Annotated in this window: 18 protein-coding genes; 13 read left to right on the top strand and 5 right to left on the bottom strand. The window is 71.7% G+C overall.

Annotated features, from left to right (window positions below):
* Positions 1–106 precede the first annotated feature (106 nt).
* From ABZ857_RS31140 to ABZ857_RS31120, 5 genes are all read left to right on the top strand, one after another.
* Entirely contained in the window at positions 107–1,552 is a 1,446-nt protein-coding gene (locus ABZ857_RS31140; protein WP_357049875.1) for a serine hydrolase, read from the top strand.
* A gap of 139 nt (positions 1,553–1,691) precedes the next feature.
* Positions 1,692–3,098 (top strand): HAMP domain-containing sensor histidine kinase, encoded by a 1,407-nt coding sequence (locus tag ABZ857_RS31135; protein ID WP_357049872.1) that lies wholly within the window; start codon positions 1,692–1,694, stop codon positions 3,096–3,098.
* Between the two features lie 115 nt (positions 3,099–3,213).
* A complete protein-coding gene (locus ABZ857_RS31130) occupies positions 3,214–5,292 on the top strand; it encodes an N-acetylneuraminate synthase family protein (RefSeq protein ID WP_357049869.1) in 2,079 nt (692 codons plus the stop codon).
* A complete protein-coding gene (locus tag ABZ857_RS31125) occupies positions 5,289–6,239 on the top strand; it encodes a glycosyltransferase family 2 protein (protein WP_357049866.1) in 951 nt (316 codons plus the stop codon). The genes ABZ857_RS31130 and ABZ857_RS31125 overlap by 4 nt, the downstream gene beginning before the upstream one ends.
* Positions 6,232–7,494: a polysialyltransferase family glycosyltransferase gene (locus tag ABZ857_RS31120; RefSeq protein ID WP_357049863.1), complete on the top strand. Its 1,263-nt coding sequence runs from the start codon at positions 6,232–6,234 to the stop codon at positions 7,492–7,494. Before ABZ857_RS31125 ends, ABZ857_RS31120 begins: the two co-directional genes overlap by 8 nt.
* A 34-nt stretch (positions 7,495–7,528) precedes the next feature.
* On the opposite strand, the gene ABZ857_RS31115 is transcribed toward ABZ857_RS31120, so the two are convergent.
* Together ABZ857_RS31115 and ABZ857_RS31110 are read right to left on the bottom strand one after the other, a co-directional pair.
* Positions 7,529–8,755, bottom strand: coding sequence for a DUF6716 putative glycosyltransferase (locus tag ABZ857_RS31115; protein ID WP_357049860.1), 1,227 nt, complete (start codon positions 8,753–8,755; stop codon positions 7,529–7,531).
* Entirely contained in the window at positions 8,752–9,837 is a 1,086-nt protein-coding gene (locus tag ABZ857_RS31110) for a hypothetical protein (RefSeq protein WP_357049857.1), read from the bottom strand. The genes ABZ857_RS31115 and ABZ857_RS31110 overlap by 4 nt, the downstream gene beginning before the upstream one ends.
* Positions 9,838–9,936: 99 nt before the next feature.
* Here ABZ857_RS31110 and ABZ857_RS31105 point away from each other — a divergent pair, with 99 nt between their 5' ends.
* Positions 9,937–10,755 carry an aldo/keto reductase gene (locus ABZ857_RS31105; RefSeq protein ID WP_357049854.1) on the top strand — a complete coding sequence of 273 codons (819 nt, stop codon included), beginning with the start codon at positions 9,937–9,939 and terminating at the stop codon, positions 10,753–10,755.
* Between the two features lie 66 nt (positions 10,756–10,821).
* Here the strand turns inward: ABZ857_RS31105 and ABZ857_RS31100 are convergent, their stop codons facing one another.
* The 3 genes from ABZ857_RS31100 to ABZ857_RS31090 all read right to left on the bottom strand — a co-directional run bounded on the left by ABZ857_RS31100 (position 10,822) and on the right by ABZ857_RS31090 (position 13,918).
* Positions 10,822–12,240 (bottom strand): aldehyde dehydrogenase (NADP(+)), encoded by a 1,419-nt coding sequence (locus ABZ857_RS31100; RefSeq protein WP_357049887.1) that lies wholly within the window; start codon positions 12,238–12,240, stop codon positions 10,822–10,824.
* Between the two features lie 67 nt (positions 12,241–12,307).
* Positions 12,308–13,000 (bottom strand): GntR family transcriptional regulator, encoded by a 693-nt coding sequence (locus ABZ857_RS31095; protein ID WP_357049851.1) that lies wholly within the window; start codon positions 12,998–13,000, stop codon positions 12,308–12,310.
* 30 nt (positions 13,001–13,030) lie between these two features.
* Complete coding sequence (locus ABZ857_RS31090; RefSeq protein ID WP_357049848.1) at positions 13,031–13,918, bottom strand: dihydrodipicolinate synthase family protein; 888 nt, start codon at positions 13,916–13,918, stop codon at positions 13,031–13,033.
* An 88-nt stretch (positions 13,919–14,006) separates the two neighbouring features.
* Here ABZ857_RS31090 and ABZ857_RS31085 point away from each other — a divergent pair, with 88 nt between their 5' ends.
* The 7 genes from ABZ857_RS31085 (at position 14,007) to ABZ857_RS31055 (ending at position 22,451) form a co-directional block, all read left to right on the top strand.
* On the top strand, positions 14,007–15,347 hold the full coding sequence (locus ABZ857_RS31085) for an MFS transporter (protein ID WP_357049845.1): 1,341 nt from the start codon (positions 14,007–14,009) through the stop codon (positions 15,345–15,347).
* Entirely contained in the window at positions 15,344–16,363 is a 1,020-nt protein-coding gene (locus ABZ857_RS31080; protein WP_357049842.1) for a dihydroxyacetone kinase subunit DhaK, read from the top strand. The genes ABZ857_RS31085 and ABZ857_RS31080 overlap by 4 nt, the downstream gene beginning before the upstream one ends.
* A complete protein-coding gene (locus ABZ857_RS31075) occupies positions 16,360–17,049 on the top strand; it encodes a DAK2 domain-containing protein (RefSeq protein ID WP_357049839.1) in 690 nt (229 codons plus the stop codon). Before ABZ857_RS31080 ends, ABZ857_RS31075 begins: the two co-directional genes overlap by 4 nt.
* A 234-nt stretch (positions 17,050–17,283) precedes the next feature.
* On the top strand, positions 17,284–18,801 hold the full coding sequence (locus ABZ857_RS31070) for a sulfatase (RefSeq protein WP_357049836.1): 1,518 nt from the start codon (positions 17,284–17,286) through the stop codon (positions 18,799–18,801).
* 357 nt (positions 18,802–19,158) lie between these two features.
* On the top strand, positions 19,159–20,505 hold the full coding sequence (locus ABZ857_RS31065) for an ABC transporter substrate-binding protein (RefSeq protein ID WP_357049833.1): 1,347 nt from the start codon (positions 19,159–19,161) through the stop codon (positions 20,503–20,505).
* A gap of 84 nt (positions 20,506–20,589) precedes the next feature.
* Complete coding sequence (locus ABZ857_RS31060) at positions 20,590–21,564, top strand: sugar ABC transporter permease (RefSeq protein WP_357049830.1); 975 nt, start codon at positions 20,590–20,592, stop codon at positions 21,562–21,564.
* Complete coding sequence (locus ABZ857_RS31055) at positions 21,561–22,451, top strand: carbohydrate ABC transporter permease (protein ID WP_357049827.1); 891 nt, start codon at positions 21,561–21,563, stop codon at positions 22,449–22,451. Before ABZ857_RS31060 ends, ABZ857_RS31055 begins: the two co-directional genes overlap by 4 nt.
* Positions 22,452–22,459 lie beyond the last annotated feature (8 nt).

The following is a 22,459-nucleotide window of genomic DNA, read 5'->3' as shown; positions in this document are numbered from 1 at the left end:
ACCCCGCGCAGCCACCCCCCACCCACCACCCCCCGCGCCACCCCGCCACCACCCCCCACACGAAACTCGATTGAGCGGGCTTGTGCGGTTTCGTTAGCGTGTCCGGATGCCTTCTCAGCGCCTCCTGCCGCGCTCGGCACCGGCCGCCTCGGGGATGTCGTCCCGTTCGATCGCCGCGCTGCTGGACCGGCTCGACGCTCGATCCGTCGAGTGTCATTCCCTGATGGTCGTACGCCACGGTCACGTCGTCGCCGAAGGCTGGTGGGCGCCGTACTCGGCCGGACGCCCGCACCTTCTCTACTCGCTGACCAAGTCGTTCACCTCGATCGCCGTGGGGCTCGCGATCGCCGACGGGCTGCTCGCGCTGGACGACCGGGTGGTGGACGTGCTGCCCGAGCACGTCCCGGCCGGCATCTCCGACCAGGGACGCCGCCTCACCGTCCACCACCTGCTGTCCATGTCGACCGGGCACCGTACCGACAGCCTCGACGAGGCCTGGCGCCTCGAACCGGGCGACCTGGTGAAGGGCTTCCTGCGCGTACCGTTTCCCGAGGCGGAGGGAACGCGGCACGCCTACGACAACGCGACCACCTTCGTCCTGGCCCGGATGGTGGAACGGGTCACCGGCCGCGGCCTGCCGGAACTGCTCGACGAGCGCCTCTTCCGGCCGATGGGCGTCGACCACGCCGAATGGGACCGGGTGGCGAGCGGCGCCGCCTTCGGATTCCACGGACTGCACCTCACGACCGAGGCCGTCGCCGCCTTCGGTGAACTGCTGCTGCGCGGGGGCCTCTGGGGCGACCGGCGGCTCGTCCCGCGCGAATGGGTGGAGCTCGCGACCAGACGGCACATCACCACCCAGCAGGTCGAGGGCTGGTCGGAGAACCCCGACGCGCTCTGCGGGTACGGCTACCAGTTCTGGATGTCACGTCACGGTTACCGGGGCGAGGGCGCCCTCGGCCAGCTGTGCCTGGTCGTCCCGTCGCACGATCTCGTGGTCGCCGCGACCGGCGCCGTGATACAGGGAGAGGCGATACTCGGCGCGATCTGGGAGTGCCTGCTGCCCGGCGTGGACCAGGCGGGGAGCACTGAGCTCCAGGGAAGCACCGGGGACGACGAGATCCTCGCCGAGCGGCTGCGGCGGCTGTCGTTCGCGCCGGTGCCGGGTTCGGCCGCCCCCGAGCGTTCCGTCAAGGCGAGACTCGACGCCTCCGCCGAGGACTCGGCTCTGCCCGACGGAACCACGGTGGCCGTCGATCCCGTGGAGGGCGGCTGGCTCCTGCGACTCGGGTCCTCCCTCGACGTCGAGGCCGGCCACGGCGAATGGCGGGAGAGCTCACCGCTCGGCCGCCCCGTCGTCGCGGCCGGCGCCTGGCAGGGCGGCACGTTCGTCGCCGACCTCTACGTCATCACCACACCGCACCGGGTCCGGCTGGTCGTCGACGCCGACGCGGGCACGGCGGTGGCGACGTGGAACATCGTGCCCCTGACCGGCCCCGATCTGACGTTGCATCTGCGGTCGCCGCTGATGACACGGCCCGACGTCATGTAGTCGACGCACCCCGGCCCGTGACCACCGCCTCCCGGCAGCACGGCCTGCGCCTGCGGTATTGGGAGACTTTGGGCAACTTTGGGGCGAGCTTTTCGGTGTCGCGAGTTTCCCTAAAGATGACCATCAGTAGCCTCGGGTAATGCTCCTCCCCAGGCGCTCCCCGTCACTGCGAGCCCGGCTGGCACTCCTCGCCACCGGGACGGCGGCGATCCTGCTGATCCCGCTCGCGATCGTGGTGCACGTGCTCGTACGCGACCTGGTCGCGGACCGCATCTGGGACCGGAGCCTGGACACCGCAACCCACATCGCCGCGCAGATCCGCGACGGGCGCCTGCGCGACCCCATACCGACCGGCGGGAACGGCATCGACCTGATCGAGGTGGTCAAACCGGACGGCCGGGTCGTCGCCGAGAGCGCGGCGGCCGAGAACCTGCCCCGCCTGAGCCCGTTACACCCGGCCTCCGACCGCGAGGTCACCCAGACGACGGCCTGCTCGCCCGAGGGGCACGACTGCCTCTACGTGACCGTGCTGCGCGTCTCCCCCGGGCCCGGCTCGGAGCTCGTCTACGCGGGCCGGGCGGCCCCGGCGATCCTCAACACCTCCTTCACGCTGCCGGCGCTGCTCCTGGCGGCCCTGCTGCTCACCGCGCTGGCGGGCTGGACGGCCTACAAGGTGACAGGCCGCGCGCTGCGGCCGGTGGAGGCGATCCGGTCGGAGCTCGCCGAGATCAGCGAGAAGAACCCCGGCGGCCGGGTGCCCGAGCCGCCCGGCGACGACGAGTTCTCCCGGCTGGCCCAGGCGGCCAACGACGCGCTGTCCCGGCTGGACACGTCGATCCAGCGGCAGCGGCAGTTCGCCGCCGACGCCTCGCACGAACTGCTCACCCCCATCGCGGGGATCCGCGCCCAGCTGGAGAGCGCGCGGCTGCACCCCGAGGACACCGCTGAGGCGGTCGGCTCCGCGCTGCGCGACACCGAGCGCCTGGAGGCGATCGTCGCCGACCTGCTCCTGCTCGCGCGGATCCCCACGGTCCCCGAGACCGCCCGGGAGGAGGTCGACCTGTCCCACCTGGTCGTCACCGAGATCGAGCGGCGGTCGCAACGGCTGCCGACCCACCTCCACAACACCCCCGGGGTGATGGTCAGGGGCCTGCGCCGCCACCTCGCCCGGGTGGTGGCCAACCTGCTCGACAACGCCGAACGGCACGCGCTGACGGTGGTCTGCGTGCGGGTCGCGCGCACCGAGGGGGAGGCCGTCCTGTGCGTGCGCAACGACGGCCGGCCGATCTCCGAGGAGGACCGCGAGCGGATCTTCGAGCGGTTCTACCGCACCGACGCGGCGCGCAGCCGCCACCGGGGCGGCACGGGCCTCGGCCTGGCCATCGCCCGTGAGGTCGTGGAGGCCCACGGCGGCTCCATCCGGGTCGAGGACGTCACGGACGGCGAGCCCGGCGTACGGTTCGTGATCACGCTGCCGCTGGCCCCGAGCACCGCGGACGATCCCGGCGCCGACGGCGCCCACCCGCGCGGCGACACCCAAAGTTAAGAACCGCGCCCCTGGTCGTTCAGCCGAGTAACCCCCAACTGGAGAACCTGCTGGCTAGTTTTCGGGACACCCCGGCTCCCTGGGGTCCCCGATGTCGCAGGTAGAGGAGTCACTCGTGCGAGTGCTGGCCGTCGTCCCCGCCCGTGGAGGCTCGGTGGGCGTCCCGCTGAAGAACCTGGAGAAGGTGGGCGGCGTCCCGCTCGTCGCCCGAGCGGTGGACGCCTGTCTGCGCGCCGAACTGGTGGACGAGGTGGTCGTCAGCACCGACCACGACCGCATCGCCGAGGTGGCCGAGGCCGCCGGCGCCCGGGTCGTGCGCCGGCCCGCCGAGCTCAGCGGCTCGACCGCCTCCAGCGAGTCCGCCGTGCTGCACGCCCTGTCCGAGATCACCGGCGAGGCGCCCGAGATCGTCGTGCTCGTCCAGTGCACCAGCGCGTTCCTCGATCCCCGCGACCTCGACGCCGCCGTCGCGAAGGTGCTGGACGGAGAGGCCGACTCGGTCTTCTCCGGCACCGAGACCTACGAGTTCGTCTGGACCGGCGCCGGCCACGGGGTGAACCACGACCCGGCCGTGCGCCCGCGCCGCCAGGACCGCGAGCCCCACTTCCGCGAGACCGGCGCGTTCTACGTCATGCGTACGGAGGGCCTGCGCGAGCGCGGCCACCGTTTCTTCGGCAAGGTCGCGGTCCAGCCGGTGCCCACCCGGCACGCGGTCGAGATCGACACCCCCGAGGACCTGGAGATCGCCAGGGCGCTCGCCCCGTTCGTGGACGAGCCGCTGCCGATCGACGTGGACGCGGTCGTCACCGACTTCGACGGCGTGCACACCGACGACCGCGCGTTCGTCGACTCCGACGGCCGGGAGATGGTCGCGGTCAGCCGCTCCGACGGGATGGGGATCGCGCTGCTGCGCCGGGCGGGCGTGAAGGTGCTGGTGCTGTCCACCGAGCGCAACCCGGTCGTCGCCGCCCGCGCCGCCAAGCTCGGCGTGCCGGTGGTGCAGGGCCTCGGCGCCAAGGACGTCGCGCTGCGCGAGTGGCTGGCCGCCGAGGACCTGGCCCCCGAGCGGGTGGCGTACGTGGGCAATGACGTCAACGACCTGTCCTGCATGGCGATCGTCGGCTGGCCGGTGGCGGTGCCCGACGCCCACCCCCGGGTGCGCGCCGCCGCCCGCGTCGTGCTGTCGGCCCCCGGGGGCGCCGGAGCCGTGCGCGAGCTGTCCGACCGGGTGCTCGCGGCCCGCCCGGCCGCCGCGCTGGAGACCGTCCCCGCCCCCGCGCCGGTCGCCGTGCCCCTCACCTCGCTCGGCCACCTGGGGCAGCCTCGGCCGGTGCGGATCGGCAGGTCGCTGGTCGGCCCCGGCCAGCCCGTGTACGTGATCGGCGAGATCGGCATCAACCACAACGGCGACGTCGACATCGCCCGCAAGCTCATCGACGTGGCCGCCGACGCCGGCTGCCAGGCCGTCAAGTTCCAGAAGCGGACCCCGGAGATCTGCGTGCCGCTGGAGCAGCGCGACCAGATCCGGCAGACGCCGTGGGGCGAGATGACCTACATGGAGTACAAGATCCGGACCGAGTTCGGCGCGGACGAGTACGCCCACATCGCCAAGTACTGCGAGGAGCGCGGCGTCGACTGGTTCGCCTCGCCCTGGGACGTGCCGTCGGTGGAGTTCCTGGAGAACATGGACGTCGTCGCGCACAAGGTGGCCTCGGCCTCGGTGACCGACCACGAACTGCTGCGCGCGCTGGCCGCCACCCGCAAGCCGGTCATCCTGTCCACCGGCATGTCCACGATCGAGGAGATCGACGCGGCGGTGGAGATCCTCGGCACCGAGCGCCTGGTGATGATGCACGCCACCTCCACCTACCCGCTCCCGCCCGAGGAGGCCAACCTCCGCATGATCACCACGCTGCGGCAGCGGTACGGCGTGCCGGTCGGCTACTCGGGACACGAGCGCGGGCTGCAGATCTCGCTCGCCGCCGTGACGCTGGGCGCGGTGACGGTCGAGCGGCACATCACCCTCGACCGCGCGATGTGGGGCTCCGACCACGCCGCCTCGCTGGAGCCCACCGGCCTGGAGCACCTGGTCCGCGACATCCGCATCATCGAGACCGCACTCGGCGACGGCGTGAAGCGCGTCTACCCGGGCGAGGAGGCCCCCCGGGCCCGCCTGCGCCGCGTCACCGCATGATCACTCTCTCCGTGGTCGTGCCCGTCCGCGACGGCGAGGCGTACCTCGGGGACGCGCTCACGTCGCTGGTGCGCAACCGGACGCGTGAGTTCGAGACCGAGGTCGTCGTCGTGGACGACGGCTCGGCGGACGCCACGCCGGAGGTCGTGGAGGACTTCCGGCGCGACCTGCCGGGGCTCACGGTCGTCCGCAATCCGGTGCCGCTGGGCCTGGCCGGCGCCCGCAACGCCGGGCTGAAGCTCGCCGCGGGCCGGTACGTCACCTTCCTCGACGCCGACGACTGGCTCGCGCCCGGCTACCTGCCCCGCCTCGTGGCCGCCATCGACGGGCTCGGGTGCGACTTCGTCCGGGTGGACCACGTCCAGGTCGAGGGCCGCAGACGGGAGACGCACCGGGCGCCGCAGCCGCGCCGCGGCGTCGTGCTGGACCCGCGCGACGGCATCCTGCCGGCCGACGTCAAGACGATGGTCGACTACCCCTACGCCTGGGCCGGGATCTACCGGCGTGAGCTGGACGACCTGCTGACCTTCCCCGCCGGGCTGCACACCGCCGAGGACCGCCCGTGGATCTGGCGGCTGCACCGCCTGGCCCGCTCGTACGCCGTGGTCTCCCTCGCCGGGGTGTTCTACCGGCGGGGGGTGGCGGCCTCGCTCACCCAGATCGGCGACGAGCGGCAGCTCCACTTCTTCGACGCCTACGACATCGTGCTCGACGAGGCCGAGCCGCCCTATCTGCCCAAGGCGGCCCGCAACCTGTGCGCGCTGCTCGCCCACCACGTGGAGCTGGCCGGCCGGTTCACCCCGGCCGTACGGGCCCGGTTCGACGAGCGGGCGCGGGCGGCGCTCGCCCGGCTGCCCCACGAGACGCTCACCGAGGCCGTCGGCGGGCTGGAGCCCGAGCGGGCCGCCCTGCTCGGCTCGTACCTACCGGGAGGGCCGCGTGCCTGACTCCACGCTGTTCTACGCCTCCACGCTGTTCGGCGCGATGACGCTCGCGGCGGCGATCGACGAGGGGCGGTTCCGCGACGGCGGCCGGGTCCTCCTCGTGTCGAACAACGCGGCGATCCCCGAGGTCACCCCGGCACTGGACGAGGCGCCGGGGTTCGCCGCGCTGCGCGACAGGTTCGACCGCGTCCTGTCCTGGAACGAGATCATCGCGCCGCTGCACCCGTCGGACTGGAAGCCCCGATCGATCGAGACGCCCATGCTCGGCCGCCTGCTGCGCGACCTGATCGGCGAGCCGGGCGAACTGGTCCTCGAGTCGATCGCGGTGCCCCCGTCGCGTACGCTCGCGGGCCTGGTCAAGGACTGCCCGATCACCGTCTACTCCGACGGCCTCATGAGCTACGGGCCGACCCGCGACCCGCTCCCCCAGGAGATCGCCGGCCGGATCACCCGGCTGCTCCACCTCGACCTCGTCCCGGGCCTCGCGCCCCTGCTTCTGGCCGAGCACGGGGTGCCGGCCGAGGCCCTGACGGACGCGGCGTTCACCCGGGTGACCGGCCGGGTGGCGGAGGCGGCCGAGGCGGCTCCCCGCGCCGAGGCGGTCATCCTCGGCCAGTACCTGTCCGCGCTCGGCCTGGTCACCGCCGCCGAGGAGGCCGGGCTGCACGAGCGCATGCTGCGCGGCCTGGCGGCGCGCGGCCACCGGACCGTGCTGTTCAAGCCGCACCCGGCCGCCGGGCGGCGGCACGCCCGCGAGCTGCGGCCGGTCGCCGCGGAGCTGGGCGTCGATCTCCTCGTCGCCTCCGAGACGACGCCCGCCGAGGCGTGTTTCGCCGCGCACCGTCCCGAGCTGGTCGCCGGGTGCTTCTCCACCGCGCTGGTGACCGCGCGGCGGCTGTTCGGCCTGCCGGTCGCGGTCACCGGCACCGATCTGGTGCTCGAACGGCTCACGCCGTACGAGAACAGCAACCGCATCCCGGTGACGATCGCGGACGCCACGCTGCCCCGGCTCGAGGCCGACGGCACGGTCACCGAGCCGCCCGCCGCCGACCTCGCCGCCCTGGTCGCGGCCGTGGGCTACTGCATGCAGAGCACGGCCCACCCGGGGCTGCGCGCGACCGCGGCGGCCTACCTGGGCGCCCACGGACCGGCGCGCTACTTCAAGAAGCGCAGGCTGGAGTCGCTGGGCCTGATCGAGCGCCCGGCGCCCCCGCAGGCCCGCCCCGAGTCGCGCCTGCGCCGCCTGCTGTCCCGCTGAGCCGCGCTCGCGGGACGCCGACGTGACCGGCGCGTCAGAACGCCTTGAGGTAGCGGCGCATCCGCCGCTTGGCGCGGTAGCCGTACCGCAGGACCTTGGGCGGCACCTCCAGGCGCAGCCGGGCGCGGCGGCGGGCCGCCGCGTGCTCGGGACCGTCGAGCAGCGAACGCGCCGGCTCCAGCGTCCCCGCGCGGGCCGCCGCGACCAGGGCGGCGACGCGGCCGGTCCAGTCGCTGGCCGAGGAGTCGTGGAAGTAGTTGGCCCGGCACCACTCCTCGGCCGGGACCCGGAAGTCCGCCTTGGCCAGGTCGTCGAGCGTGCCCAGGCAGCCGCTGCCCTCGAACACCAGGTTGATCATCTCCGCGCTGACTCCGAAGTCGGACAGCACGAGCAGCGGCACGTTCCCGGCGATCGCCTCCAGCGCCGCCGTCGAGCTGACCGTGACGAACCCGGCGGCGCGGGTCAGGTGCTCGTGCATGGGCCCTGCGGCGAAGCGCACCGAGCCCGCGGGCACCCGGCCCTCGGCCTCCATCTCGGTCCACAGCCGCTCGTAGTGGTGCCGTTCGTTGTGCGTCTGCCGCTCGTCGTCGCGGGCCCGCAGCTTGACCACCACGTCCAGGTCGGGCCTGGCCCGCCCGAGCTCGGCCAGGGCGAGCAGGATCCGCTCCCGCTCCTCCCTGCGGCGCGGCACCTTGGCCTGGGTGGCGAACACGACCCGGTCGCGTACGCCCCCGGCGGCGTGCGCGCCCGGCTCGCTTGGCAGGAGGTCCAGGTAGGGCAGGCGGGCCAGCGCCACCGTCCCTCCCCCGCCGAGCCGCGCGCCGATCTCGGAGAACTCGGCGACCTCCCGGCCGCTGTGCACGACGAACAGGTCGCAGCCGCTGCGGAACAGCCAGGCCTTCTCCGTCGCGGGCACCGAGATGCCGGGCAGCCCCGACACCAGCACCGGCCTGGGCCGCAGCCCGGCCAGCGTCTCCGCCGCCAGCGCGTCCACCACCGGCCCTGTGCAGGCCAGCAGCACGGCGTCGGGCCGGAACCGTTCGGCGGCCCGCCTCAGCTGCCGGGCCGGCAGCACGGGGGGAAGAGCCTCGCCGCCCGCGCGGGTGCCGCTCACCGCGGCGGCGATCTGCGCCGCCGAGGGGGCGATGGGAGTGCGGACGACGGCCAGATCCGTGACCCAGTCCTCCGGAGTCGCGTCGAGCAGGCCCGCGGCCCACTTCAGATACGAGTCGGAGTCGGCCACGGCGAGCAGACGGGTCAAGGAGCGACCTTTCCGGGATCGTGCTGGGGTTCCTGCGAGACCTCGCCGGCCTGAGGCGGCTGAGCGGGCTCGTGCGGCTGGTTCGGCTGATGAGGCTGATGGGCGAAAAGCTGGAGGTGGGAGCGCAGCGAAGGGGCGGCCGAGGCCGTCCACCAGTCCTCGGGCACGTCCACGGTCTCCACCGGCACGCCCCGGGCCGACAGCAGGACGCGCAGCGAGGTCACCGCGGTGGACGGCAGGCTCAGCACCCGCTGGTCCGGCCGCAGGTCGCGCAGCGTCATCTCGGCGGGCGCCCCGGCGTCGTACACGGTGAGCCCGGCGATCCGGCGCACCCGGTCGAGGTCCCTGGGGTCCTCCCGCCGGTGGGGGAAGTACGCGACGGGCTCGTCGATCCGCTCCAGCCAGCGCAGGTAGCGGTCACGGTGGATGAGCCCGTTGCGTACGAGCGAGGTGCCGAGCACGACCGTGCGCTCCGGCGGCGGCCGGTCGGCGGGCTGGGCGCGCAGCCAGGCGAAGTCGTGCCGGACGAGCCGCGTGCCCGCGCCCTCCACCGCCTCGGCGAGGCCGGCGGGCACCGGGAGGGCGGTGAACACCGTGGGCCTGCGGGTGCGCAGGCGCAACCCGGCGGCCGCGGCGAGCACCTTGCGGCCGAGGCCAGCGGTCCCGCGGGCGCGCAGCAGCGGGCGCCGCGCGACCAGCAGCTCCAGCAGGCGGATCGTGGCCAGCCCGTCGTCCACCAGCACCGTACGGCCGGGGACGGCGGTGACGAGGGCGAGCTGGACGCGCCCGGAGAAGGCGTCGCCGACCGCCCACGTGCGGCCCGGCCGGGGAAGCCGCTCGGACGGCTCGGCGAACTCCAGCCCCTCGGGCAGCCCGAGCCGCTTGAGCTCGCGGCGGGTCAGCCGCAGGGCGGGCAGCCCGGCCCGCGGCACCACCGTGGTGGCGGGCCCGAGGAGCCCCGCGTGGTGCGCCTCGACGACGCACAGCAGCTGCAGGGGGGACTCCACCCACGCGACGGCCTGCCCCTGCTCGGCGGCGTGGCGCCGTCCCTCGTTCTCCACGCCCCGTAAAGAAACGTTCACGACGCGCTCACCCTAGCCGCCCAACACGACAGCGGCGGGAACTCGCGGTGAACAGACCCCGAAGGGATCTTCTCGGGGCATTACGGCAGCATGGGTGGCATGAATGTCATCACCTTGAACAACAACGTGCGGATGCCCCAGCTTGGCTTCGGTGTGTGGCAGGTGGCCGACGACGAGGCCGAGAAGGCCGTGGCGACGGCCCTGGAGTACGGCTACCGCAGCATCGACACCGCGAGGCTTTACCACAACGAGGAGGGCGTCGGCCGCGCCCTGCGCGCCTCGGGCATCCCCCGCGAGGAGCTGTTCGTCACCACCAAGCTCTGGAACGACCAGCACGGTTACGACGAGGCGCTGCGCGCCTTCGACGCCAGCCTGCGGCGGCTCGGCCTGGAGACCCTCGACCTGTATCTGATCCACTGGCCGGCCCCCAAGCAGGACAGGTATGTCGAGACCTGGAAGGCCCTGGAGAAGCTGTACGCCGACGGGCGGGTGCGGGCGATCGGCGTGTCCAACTTCACGGTGGGCACGCTGGAGCGCCTGCTCGGCGAGACCGGTGTGGTCCCCACGCTGAACCAGATCGAGCTGCACCCGCAGCTCGCCCAGCGGGAGCTGCGCGGCTTCCACGCGGAGCGCGGCATCGCCACCGAGGCGTGGAGCCCGCTCGGGCAGGGCAGGGGCCTGCTCGACCTGCCCGTCCTGACCGAGATCGGCGCGAAGTACGGCAAGACGGCCGCGCAGGTGGTGCTGCGCTGGCACGTCCAGCTCGGCAACGTGGTCATCCCGAAGTCGGTGACGCCGTCGCGCATCAAGGAGAACATCGAGGTCTTCGACTTCGAGCTGAGCCCGGAGGACATGGCCACGATCAACGGTCTCGACGCGGGCCGCCGCCTCGGCCCCGACCCCGCCACCTTCGGCTAGCCACCCGGGCGCACCTCGGCCGCGAAACCGCGGCCGAGGTGGCGGGCCCCGCCGGGCGGCGGCGCCTCAGCTCGGTGTCTTCAGCTGCCCGTCGACCAGGCGCGGGCCGGGAGCGCCGTCGCGGAGTTCCGCGGGCAAGGCGGCGTCCGGGAGGTTCTGGAAGGCGACGGGCCGCAGGAAGCGCGCGACGGCCGCGGTTCCCACCGACGTCGTGGCCGGAGCGGTCGAGGCCGGGTAGGGTCCGCCGTGCTGCTGGGCGTCGCTGACGGTGACACCGGTCGGCCAGTCGTTCCACAGCACGCGGCCCGCGTGCTCGGCGAGCAGGGGCACCAGCGCCAGCGCCAGCTCGTCGTCCGGCCCGGCCTGCACTGTGGCCGTCAGCTGCCCGCGCAGCGCCCCGACGACCTCGTACACCTCGTCCTCCCGCGCGTACTCCACGAGCAGAGTCGACGGCCCGAAGCACTCCAGTTCGAGCACCCGCGGGTTGGCCAGCACGGTGGCGGCGGTCGTGCGCAGGACCACAGGGGCGGGGATCCCCTCTTCGAGGGGTTCGCCGACCAGGGCCACCTCGACACCAGGGGTGCCCGACAGCTCGTCGAGCGATTCGCGGAACCCGTCGGCGAGCCCCGGCGTCAGCATCGGCCCGCTGTGCACCGGCGGCAGCGCCGCGACCAGCGCCGAGGCGTCGGGCACGAGCACGATGCCCGGCTTGGTGCAGAACTGTCCCGACCCGAGCGTGAATGAGGCTGCGAGCCCTCGCGCCACCTCCTCCGCCCGGCTGCGCCAGGCCGAGGGCGTGATCACCACGGGATTGGTGCTCCCGAGTTCGCCGTAGAACGGGATCGGCTCGTCGCGGGCGCATGCCAGGTCGAAGAGATGGCGGCCACCGCGAAGGGAGCCGGTGAAGGCCACGGCGCGGACCCTCGGGTCCTGCACGGCGGCGACCCCCGACGCCACGCCCTCGATCAGGGCGAAGACCCCCTCGGGCGCCCCGGCCTCCCCCAGTGCGGCGGCCACCACCTCGGCCGTACGCCGCGACAGTCGCGGGTGTCCCGGGTGCGCCTTGACCACCACGGGGCAGCCCGCGGCCAGGGCGCTGACGCTGTCGCCTCCGGCGACGCTGAAGGCGAAGGGGAAATTGCCGGCCGCGAACACCAGCACCGGCCCGAGCGGAACCGTCGTGCGGCGGATGTCCGGACGTGGGCCCATCGGCCAGCCGGGATCGGCATGGTCGATCCGCACATCGGCCAGCGACCCCTGGCGCAGCCGGTCGCCCAGCAGACGGGCCTGGAAACTGGTGCGCTTCAGCTCACCCCGCAGCCGGAGTTCGGGCAGATGCGTTTCGGCCTGTGCCAGCGGCACCAGTTCCTCCGCATGGGCGTCGAGTGCCGCCGCGACCGCGTGGAGCATGCCGGACCGCTCCTCGGGGGTCGTCCGGGCGAAGGCGCGGGCGCTCGCGGCGCTCGCGGCGAGAACGGAGGTCAGGACCTGGGGGCTGGTGTCGTGGGACCCGGTTTCGTGAGACAGGGCAACTCCATTCCGATAGTGCGGCTCAGGTCTCGATGACGTGCGACTCCATGTCCGCGGCGGTCCACGCCGCGACCTCGTCGAGATGGACGGCCGCCGCCTGCTGGGCGGCGGCGACGTCGCGAGCCGCCATGGCGTCGAGGATTTGAAGGTGGCGGGCCGTGGATCCGGCCGTGCGGTGGGTGCCGGTCGCGCCGAGGACGCGCAGCCACTGCACGAACGGATCGACGGAGGCGCGGATGGCGATGAGACGCTGGTTGCCGGTGGCGGCGACGATCTCCCTGTGCAGCCGGGTGTCGCTGGCGAAGAACGGCTCGTACGAGCCCTTCTCGGCCTGTTCCTGGGCCTCGACGACCTCCGCCCGCAGATCCGCGATCTGCGCGTCGGACATCTTCACGGCGGCGATGCCCGTGGCGAGCCACTCGATGCCCTTGCGCACCTGGCACACCTCGTGCACGTCGTCGACGTCCGGCCGGGCCACGAAGGTGCCCGACCGGGGTCGCGTCTCGATCAGGTTGTCGTGCTCCAGCCGGACGAGCGCGTCGCGGACCGGTGTGCGCGAGACGTCGAACTCGGCGGCTATCGCTCCGGGGTCGAGCCTCTGACCGGGGCGATAGTGTCCGCTGGTGATGCGGTCGCACAGAAAACGGTAAAGCTGGTCGGCGATGGACTCCACCTTCAGGCTTGGCCTCGACGGGCTCGACATGGGCACGGCCACAGGGCCTCCTCCATCGGTGCAGCGTGATGTCTAATCGATCAGATTAGCCGCGGCGAGAGCGGCCCGGATGCGCTCCCGCTCCTGCGGGGTGGCCGGCGAGAAGGGCCTGCGCGGGCGGCCGCCGTCCCGGCCCTGCAGCTCGAGTGCCGCCTTGATCGTCGCCGGAAGGTTGGGCCCGTCGATCGCCCGCCACACGGTCAGGATCCTCTCGTGCAACTCGAGCGCCAGGGCGTGGTCGCCGGCCTGGACGGCGTCCCACAGCTCCACGCTCAGCAGCGGCGTCACCGTCGGGATCGCCGCGAGTGCGCCGTGCGCGCCGAGGACGAAGGCCGCGTAGTGCAGGTCGTCCAGGGCCGCCAGAATGGTGAACCGGTCACGGACCCGGTGGAGCAGGTCGGCCAGCAGGTGCATGTCCCCGCCGCTCTGCTTCACGGCGACGAGGTGCGGCACGGCGGCGAGCTTCTCGATCGTGTCCACCGGCACGAGCGCCCACGGCACGACGTTGTACAGCACGATCGGGAGGTCCACGGCCTCGCCGATCTCGCGATAGTAGGCGACCGTCTCCTCGGCCGAGGGCTTGAACACGTAATGCACCGGCGTGATCTGCAGCGCGTCGACTCCGGCTTCCTTGAGAGCCAGCGAGTACCGGATCGCCTGCGCGGTGGAGTTCTGGATCACCCCGCCGATCACCGGGACGCGGCCCGCCACCTCATCCACCACGGTCTCGCAGATGAGCCGGCTCTCCTCCACCGAGAGGGTCTGCCCCTCGCCCGTGCTGCCGCAGGCGCAGATCGCGGTCACGCCGGCGTCGAGCAGGTACTTGACCTCCGCGCGGAGCAGGTCCAGGTCCACCTGGTCACGCTCGTCGAACGGCGTCACCACGGTCGAGATCATGCCGTGCAGGTCGAGCTTGTCCACCAGTCCTCCTACGGGATCTGTACATCTAATATCTGATGCATTACGTTACCAGAGCCTCACCTTGACCTGAGCCAAGGAGAAACACCTCATGACAAGCCCGACCACGGGGGGCGGCGCCCCCCTCGGGAGAACACCCCTTCAACGAGTCGTCACCGCGAGCGCGCTGGGCACGACCGTCGAGTACTACGACTTCACCCTCTACTCCACGACCGCGGCGCTGGTCTTCAACAAGGTCTTCTTCCCGGAGAGCACCCCGCTGGTCGGCACGCTCGCGTCGTTCGCCACCTTCTTCGTCGGCTACATCGCACGACCACTGGGCGGGCTGGTCTTCGGCCATTTCGGCGACCGGCTCGGACGCAAGAACGTCCTCATCACCACCATGCTGATGATGGGCCTCGGCACGTTCGCGATCGGCCTGATCCCCTCCTACGCGAGCATCGGCGTGGCCGCGCCGATCCTGCTGGTGCTGATCCGGCTGATCCAGGGCCTGGGCATGGGCGGCGAGTACGGCGGCGGCGTGCTGATGGCACTGGAGTACAGCCCGCGGGGACGGCAGGGCTTCTACACGTCGCTGGTCCACATCGGCACCCCGGCCGGAGTCCTCCTGCCCGTCGGACTGGTCACCCTCCTCACCACCGTGCTGCCGGAGGGCGCCTACGACGGGTGGGCATGGCGCGTGCCCTTCCTGCTCAGCGTGCTCCTCATCGCCGTCGGCGTGTACATCCGCCTGCGGGTGAGCGAGAGCCCCGAGTTCCTCAAGATGCGCGACGACCGTGAGACGCGGCGTCTGCCGATCACGGAGCTCCTGACCGGCTACGGCGGGAAGGTCGTGCTGTCGATCCTCGCCAAGATCGCCGAGAGCGGGCTCTACAACGTCTACTACGTGGTCGCCGTCGCGTACGCGACCACCCACCTGAACCTGCCGCGCACGCCCATCCTGATGGCCGTGCTCATCGCCTGCGTCGTCGAATGCCTCACGCTCCCGATCTTCGGCGCCCTCTCCGACCGCATCGGGCGCCGCAAGGTCTACGTCGGCGGAGCGCTGTTCCAGGCGGTGCTCGCCGCCCCGTTCTTCCTGCTCGTCTCCACGGGCGACTTCTTCCTCACGACGCTCGCGATGACGCTCGGGCTGGGCATCGGGCATGGGGCCATGTACGGCGCGCAGGCCGCGCTGTTCGCCAACCTCTACCCGGTCCGGGTGCGCTACACCGGCCTGTCCGCCACCCAGCAGTTCGGCGCGACGCTCGGCGGCGGCCTCGCTCCGCTCATCGGCACCTCGCTGCTCGTGGCCGCCGGGGGCCACTGGAGCTACGTCGCCCTGTACGGCGTCGCCATCGCCGTCATCTCCGGCGTCAGCGCCTCGCGGCTGCGCTCCGGCGAGGCCGGCCACCCCACGTCCGCCGACGCTCAGGAGATGGCACACCGATGACCGCCGCCTTCGTCTCCGACGAACGAGACCTGGTCCAGGCCGCCTGCGCCGGGTTCGCCGAGGCCCACGGCCACCTGATCGAGATGCGGGACGACCCGCTTCATCTCGTCGCCCGGCAGCGGCATCCCGGCCGGCGCGTCGGTCTGGTGTCCGGCGGAGGCTCCGGGCACGAACCACTCCACGCGGGGTTCCTGGGGCGGGGCATGCTGGACGCCGTCGCACCCGGCCAGGTCTTCGCCTCACCGCACAACCGGCAGGTCTACGAGGCGAGCCGAGCGGCCGCCGGCCCTGAGGGCGTCCTGCATATCGTGAAGAACTACACCGGAGACCGGATCAACTTCGGCATCGCCGCCGAGAGACTGCGCCAGGACGGCGTCGCCGTACGCCGCGTACTGGTCGACGACGACCTCGCGACCGACAGGGACGACACCGCGACCGGGCGCCGGGGCACCGCGGCCACCGTGGTGGTGGAGAAGCTCCTGGGCGCCGCCGCCGACACCGGTCTCGGCCTGGGCGAACTGGCCGAGTTCGGCGCCCGCGTCGCCGCCGCGTCTCGCAGCCTGGCGGTAGCCTCCCGCTCGTACACCACCCTGCGGGCGGGGGAACCCGCGTTCGAGCTCGATTCCGGAGAACTGGAGTACGGCGTCGGGATCCATGGAGAACGAGCCGCCACCAGCATCACCCGGCCACCGCTCCCCCGGCTCCTCGAACGCATGGTGACCGACCTGCTGACCGCCCTGCCGCCCGGCGACTCCGAGGTCCTGCTGGTCGTGAACGGGCTCGGGTCGACGACCGCCCTGGAGCTGTATTCGGTCTTCGACCACGTGTCGCGGATCCTGGGCGACAACGCCGTACGCCTGGCGGCTTCACTGGTGGGGACGTACGTCGCCGCGCTCGACATGAGGGGGTTCTCCCTCACCTTGACGCGGCTCGCGCCCGGCTGGCTGGACCTGTGGCGGGCGCCGGCGGTCACCCCCGCCTTTCCGAACCATCACGACGAGGTGCTCTCCCGATGACCGCCACATGCATGGAACCAGTGATCCGCGAATACCACCGCCTCGTGGAGGACGCCCACGCGGACCTCACTCTCATGGACCGGCGGGCCGGAGACGGCGACTTCGGCGACAACCTGCGCGACGGCCTGCGCCGGGTCGCCGAGCGGCTGGACGCCGCGTCTCAAGAGGCGCCCAAGCCTCGAGAGGCGCCCAAGTCTCGGGAGGCGGCAGAGGAGCCGGCGCTCGCCGTGGCGGCCTCGGTGTTCCTCGACGAGGTCGGCGGCACCAGCGGCCCGCTGTTCGGCCTCATGTTCTCGGAACTCGCGCGGGCCGAGCAGCGCCTCTCCGATCCCGTGACCGTCTGGCGGGAGGGGATCGCCGCAGGCCTGGCCGCGATCCAGCGCGTCGGCGAGGCGGAACCCGGCGACCGGACCCTCGTCGACGCCCTCGTTCCCGCCATCGAAGGGTTCGCCGCGGAGGGCACGTTCAGCGGCGCCGCACGCGCGGCCGCCGACGGCGCGCGGGCCACCTCCTCGCTTCGCGCCCGCCGGGGAAGGGCCAGCTACGTCGGCGACCGCGGCGTCGGCGTTCCTGACCCAGGGGCCGTCGCCGTCGCGCTGCTGCTGATAGCGGCCGCCCGCGTACTGGAACCCGGCGCGGGCATGACCGCCGCGGAGGTCACGCGCATCACCGCTGCCGAAGGCTGAAGGAGACCACGCGGGTCGCGTGTGGTCACCATCGCCTCCGGGAGACCACTCGCCGGCAATTGGCGATCGCCGGGCTGGAGTCGGCCTCCAGCCCGGCGAAGCGCTCCCGCGGCCGGCGGGTCCGCACTCGTGGCGGCGGGATTCGCCGGAGTCCTCCGCATAACGGACGCGGCGCGGTCACGCGGTCACGCCGCGTACGTTTCCCCTGGCGAACGCATGGCAATGATTGCTGCCGTGCCCCAACCACGACGATCGAGAAACCTGTGGGCCGGGCTCGCCGCGGCGCTCCTGCTGTGCCTCGGGCTCACCGGCGCCTCCCGCGCCGAGCCCGCCCCCACGCCCGCGCTCGCGCTCGCGGCTCAACGGCCCAACATCGTGCTGATCCTCACCGACGACCTGGACGCGGCGGATCTGAGCCGCTTCCCCAACATCACCAACCTCCTGGTGCGTCAGGGCACCACGCTGTCCCACTTCTACGTCACCAATCCCTGGTGCTGCCCCTCCCGCTCGTCCATCCTCCGCTCCCAGTACATGCACAGCCACCAGGTGGAGAGCAACCGGTCGCCGACCGGCGGGTTCCCGAAGTTCCGGCCGCTCGAGGCGTCCACCCTCGGGACGTGGATGCACGACGCGGGCTACCGCACCGCGCTCATGGGCAAGTACCTCAACAACTACCCCGAGGGCGCGCCGCGCACGTACGTGCCGCCCGGCTGGGACGAGTGGCACGTCCCCGTCACCCGCCTCTACCAGGAGTACGGCTACGCGCTCAACGAGAACGGCGTGATCCGGAAGTACGGCGACGCCCCCGAGGACTACCTGGAGGACGTGCTGAGCGCCAAGGCCACGGCGTTCGCGACCGATACCGCCGCCGGGGAAGACTCGCCCTTCTTCCTCTACCTCGCTCCGGTCGCGCCGCACCTGCCCGCACACCACGCGCCGCGCCACGCGGCCGCCTTCGCCGGGGAGCGGGCGCCGAGGACCGCGTCGTTCGACCAGGCCGACCTGTCCGCCGAGCCCGGCTGGCTCAGCGAGCGCACGCCGCTGTCGGCCGCCGACACGCGCCGGATCGACCGGGTCCACCGTGACCGGCTGCGCGCGATGCTCGGGGTGGACGACATGGTGGGCGCCCTGGTCGCCGCGCTGACGCGGGCCGGCCGGATGGACGACACCTACATCTTCTTCACCTCCGACAACGGCTTCCATCTTGGCCAGCACCGGCTGCGGCCGGGCAAGACGACGCCCTTCGAGGAGGACATCCGGGTGCCGATGGTGGTGCGCGGGCCGGGCGTGCCGCCCGGGGGCGTGGTCGACGCGCTCGCGTCGACGGTCGACCTCGCGCCCACGTTCGCCGAGCTGGGCGGGGCCGCGGTGCCGCCCACGGCCGAGGGCCGCTCGCTCGTCCCGCTCCTGCGCGGGCACGACGTCCCCTGGCGCGACGCCGTGCTCGTGGAGTTCTACCACCCCTCCTACTCGCCGCACTCGCCGCCCACCTACTCGATGCTGCGCACCGGGCGGTACGCGTACGTGGAGTACGAGACCGGGGAGCGGCAGCTCTACGACCTGTGGGACGACCCGGCGGAGCTGCGCAACATCGCGGCGACGGCCGGCCCGGGCCTGACCGCGGCGCTCTCGGCCCGGCTGGCGCTGCTGCGGGCCTGCTCCGGGCCGGCCTGCCGGCTGGCGGACGCCGCGGGTGCCGCGGGCGCGGGGGTCTCGCTGAGCGGCGGAGTGTCCCTCGGGACGGGCGGGTGATCCCGCGGCGCGGTCACAGGGTGTGGTGACGCAGCGTATATAGGCGGACGCTCTGACAGGTTCGGGGCGTCCGCTATTCATTTCTGCCCATATGGTGATGGGAGCGCTCCCAAGCGTGGTATGTCCTACTATGTCCCATTGAGCGACTCTAACCACCGAGGGAGTAACAGTTAGGTTTCAGCATATTGACGCCCGCGTTGCTCATAGAGGACCCTTCGTGGGAGCGCTCCCAACAGTGCGAAGCACACGGTGCGGGAGCACCGAGCACAACCTTCGATCGCGGGCCGTGAGATCGGGGACCGGCCTGGGATGCACCTCCCACGAACGATTCGGGATACCACCTGAGAGGGGTCCGGAATGATTGCAAACTCGCGCCGCGGCAGGCTGCTCGCGGTCGCCGCGGTGGCGGCGCTGGCTCTCGGCGCCACCGCCTGCCAGTCCGACGACAAGGGCACCGACACCGCGTCCGGCGGGTCCACGGCGGCGGCCGGCCCCGTCACCATCACGCTCCAGACGTTCGGCGGCGGCAAGAACTTCGGCTACAAGGAGGCCGTCGACAAGTGGAACGCCGAGCACAAGGACATCCAGATCAAGTATGACAACCTGACCGACCAGTTCGAGCAGGTCTACTGGCCGCAGATGATCCAGTGGCTGCAGTCCGGCTCCGGCGCCGGCGACGTCGTCGGCATCGACGAGGGCGGCATGGGCCTCGCCAAGGCGCACCCCGAGTGGTGGGCCGACCTCGGCGAGGCCGGCCTGCAGAACCGCAAGAGCGACTTCGCCGCCTGGAAGTGGGAGAACGGCGTCACCGCCGACGGCAAGCTCTTCGCCCTCGGCACCGACATCGGCGGCATGAGCCTGTGCTACCGCCGTGACCTGTTCGAGAAGGCGGGCCTGCCGAGCGACCGCGACGAGGTCAGCAAGCTCTGGCCCACCTGGGACGACTTCGTCTCGGTCGGCAAGAAGTTCCAGTCCAAGCTCAAGGACGTCAAGTTCGTCGACGGCACCAACACGCTCTACAACGTGGTCCTGGTGCAGGAGGCCGCCAAGAACGGCAACGTCTCCTACTTCGACAAGGACAACAACCTGATCATCGACAAGAACCCGGCGGTCAAGACCGCCTACGACTTCGCGGCGAAGATCAGCCAGGACGGCCTGACAGCCAAGCTGCGCAACTTCACCGACGAGTGGAAGACGGGCATGAAGAAGTCGCAGTTCGCGACCCTCGGCTGCCCGTCCTGGATGCTCGGCGTGGTCAGCGGCGACGACGCGGCCGGACCGGAGTTCAAGGGCAAGTGGGACGTCGCGGCGGTGCCGGGCGGCGGCGGCAACTGGGGCGGTTCGTGGCTCGCCGTGCCGAAGCAGTCGAAGCACCCCAAGGAGGCGGCGCAGGTCCTCGACTACCTGACCGGTAAGGACGCCGAGGTCAGCGTCTTCAACTTCGCCGGCAACATGCCGAGCAACACGCAGGCGCAGCAGGACCCGGCGGTCCAGGGCGCGAAGAACGAGTACTTCAACGACGCGCCGGTCGGCGACATCTTCGCCAAGTCGGCCTCCTCGCTCCAGCCGGTCTTCCTCGGCGTCAAGCACGCCCAGGTGAAGAACGCGGTCGAGTCGGTCGTCTCCGCCATCGACGACGGCTCCGTGCCGTACGCCCAGGGCTGGCAGAAGCTGGTCGACGACGCCGTGAAGGCCGCGGGCTGACCCTGCCCGTGAAGTGAGCACCGGCCCGCCGCTGCGGCACCCCGCCGGCGGGCCGGTCGCCTGCTTTCACCCGAAAGGTAACTTATGAGCCTGCACGTCGACGCCGGGCGATCCACCCAGATGCCGGTGCCGCCGCAGAGGAGGCACGCCCGGCCCCGATCGGGCCGCGCCTTCCTCTCGTGGCTGGACCTCAAGGCGGCGCCCTACATCCTCATCTCGCCGTACTACCTGCTCTTCCTGGTCTTCGGGATCTTCCCGCTCGGCTTCACCCTCTACTACTCCTTCTTCGACTACGACCTCACCGGCACGGTCGACTGGACCGGTCTGGGCAACTACACCGCGCTGCTGAGCGACGCCGACTTCTGGAAGACGGTCGTCAACACGCTCGCCATGTTCCTCATCGCGACCGTGCCGCAGATCCTCCTGGCCCTGCTGCTGGCCAACGCGCTGAACAAGCGGATGAGGGGCCGCCTGGCGATCCGCCTCGGCGTCCTGCTCCCCCTCGTCACCTCGGTCGTCGCGGTCGCCGTCGTCTTCACTCAGCTGTACGGCCGCGACTGGGGCCTGGTCAACTGGGTGCTGAGCTGGTTCGGCATCGACCCGGTCAGCTGGAAGACCGAGCGCATCCCCTCCTGGATCGCCATCTCCACGATGATCGACTGGCGGTGGACCGGCTACAACGCCATCATCTTCCTCGCCGGCATGCAGACGATCCCCAAGGACCTGTACGAGGCCGCCTCGATCGACGGCGCGTCCCGGCGGCGCCAGTTCTGGCAGATCACGGTCCCGATGCTCCGGCCGACCATGATCTTCGTGGTGCTCAACTCCACCATCGGCGGCCTCACGCTGTTCGCCGAGCCGACGACGTTCTACAACGGCAACGTCCACGGCGGCACCGACAGGCAGTTCCAGACCGTCTCGATGTTCATCTTCGAGCAGGGCTTCCGCGAGTTCGACTACGGCTACGCCTCGGCCGCCGCCTGGCTGCTGTTCCTGCTCATCCTGATCGGATCGGTCATCAACTTCTTCCTCATCGGCCGGATCGGGGGCAAAAAGTGACGACTCTCTCCGCGCCCGCCGGCGCCCGCCGCGGCCGGGTCAAGCCGGGAGGGGTCTCCAGTCTCTGGGCCCCCACCACGATGACGAGGATCGTGCTGGCCGCCACGATCATCATCTCGGCCTTCCCGCTCTACTGGATGCTCGTCATCGCCTCGCGCACCAACCGCGACGCCACCGACATCCCCCCGCCGTTCCTGCCGGGCGGCAACCTCGGGGAGAACATCCAGCGGGTGCTCAACAACCCCGACGCCCACTACCTGACCGGTCTGACCAACTCGCTGATCGTCGCCAGCACGGTCACGGTCTCGGTGGTGATCATCTCGACGTTCGCCGGGTTCGCGTTCGCCCGGCTGAACTTCAAGGGCGGCAAGGTCCTGCTGCTGCTCGTCCTGCTGACGATGATGGTCCCGCTGCAGCAGATGGGCATCGTCCCCCTCTACCGGGTGATGGTCAGCCTCGAGTGGACCAACTCGCTCAAGGCCGTGATCCTGCCGTACCTGCTGAACGGGTTCGGCGTCTTCCTCATGACGCAGTACACCCAGCAGGCCGTGCCCAACGAGCTCGTCGAGGCCGCCCGGGTGGACGGTGCCTCCACCGTGCGCATCTGGTGGAACGTCGTCCTGCCGGCCGTACGGCCGGGCATGGCGGTGCTGGGGATCAACACGTTCATGCTCATCTGGAACGACTTCATGTGGCCGATGCTCGTGCTCAGCCCGGACAACCCCACCGTCCAGGTGGCGATCAACTCTCTGAACGCGAAGTACGGCACCGACTACGTGCTCATCTTCAGCGGCACGGCGATGTCCATCCTCCCGCTCATCGTCGTGTTCATCCTGTTCGGCCGACAGATCATCGGCGGACTCATGGAAGGTGCGGTCAAGGCGTGACAACGCAA

The organism is Microbispora sp. NPDC046933 (assembly GCF_040644635.1).
In the GTDB taxonomy this organism is placed as follows: Bacteria; Actinomycetota; Actinomycetes; order Streptosporangiales; family Streptosporangiaceae; genus Microbispora.
This window is presented reverse-complemented; position numbering and strand designations above follow the sequence as displayed.

What these genes read in the sequence shown, in the direction of transcription:
- ABZ857_RS31060 (WP_357049830.1), top strand. Translation starts at nt 20,590, where the DNA reads ATGAGCCTGCACGTCGACGCCGGGCGATCCACCCAGATGCCGGTGCCG.
- ABZ857_RS31135 (WP_357049872.1), top strand. Translation starts at nt 1,692, where the DNA reads ATGCTCCTCCCCAGGCGCTCCCCGTCACTGCGAGCCCGGCTGGCACTC.
- ABZ857_RS31085 (WP_357049845.1), top strand. Translation starts at nt 14,007, where the DNA reads ATGACAAGCCCGACCACGGGGGGCGGCGCCCCCCTCGGGAGAACACCC.
- ABZ857_RS31075 (WP_357049839.1), top strand. Translation starts at nt 16,360, where the DNA reads ATGACCGCCACATGCATGGAACCAGTGATCCGCGAATACCACCGCCTC.
- ABZ857_RS31105 (WP_357049854.1), top strand. Translation starts at nt 9,937, where the DNA reads ATGAATGTCATCACCTTGAACAACAACGTGCGGATGCCCCAGCTTGGC.
- ABZ857_RS31125 (WP_357049866.1), top strand. Translation starts at nt 5,289, where the DNA reads ATGATCACTCTCTCCGTGGTCGTGCCCGTCCGCGACGGCGAGGCGTAC.
- ABZ857_RS31065 (WP_357049833.1), top strand. Translation starts at nt 19,159, where the DNA reads ATGATTGCAAACTCGCGCCGCGGCAGGCTGCTCGCGGTCGCCGCGGTG.
- ABZ857_RS31080 (WP_357049842.1), top strand. Translation starts at nt 15,344, where the DNA reads ATGACCGCCGCCTTCGTCTCCGACGAACGAGACCTGGTCCAGGCCGCC.
- ABZ857_RS31140 (WP_357049875.1), top strand. Translation starts at nt 107, where the DNA reads ATGCCTTCTCAGCGCCTCCTGCCGCGCTCGGCACCGGCCGCCTCGGGG.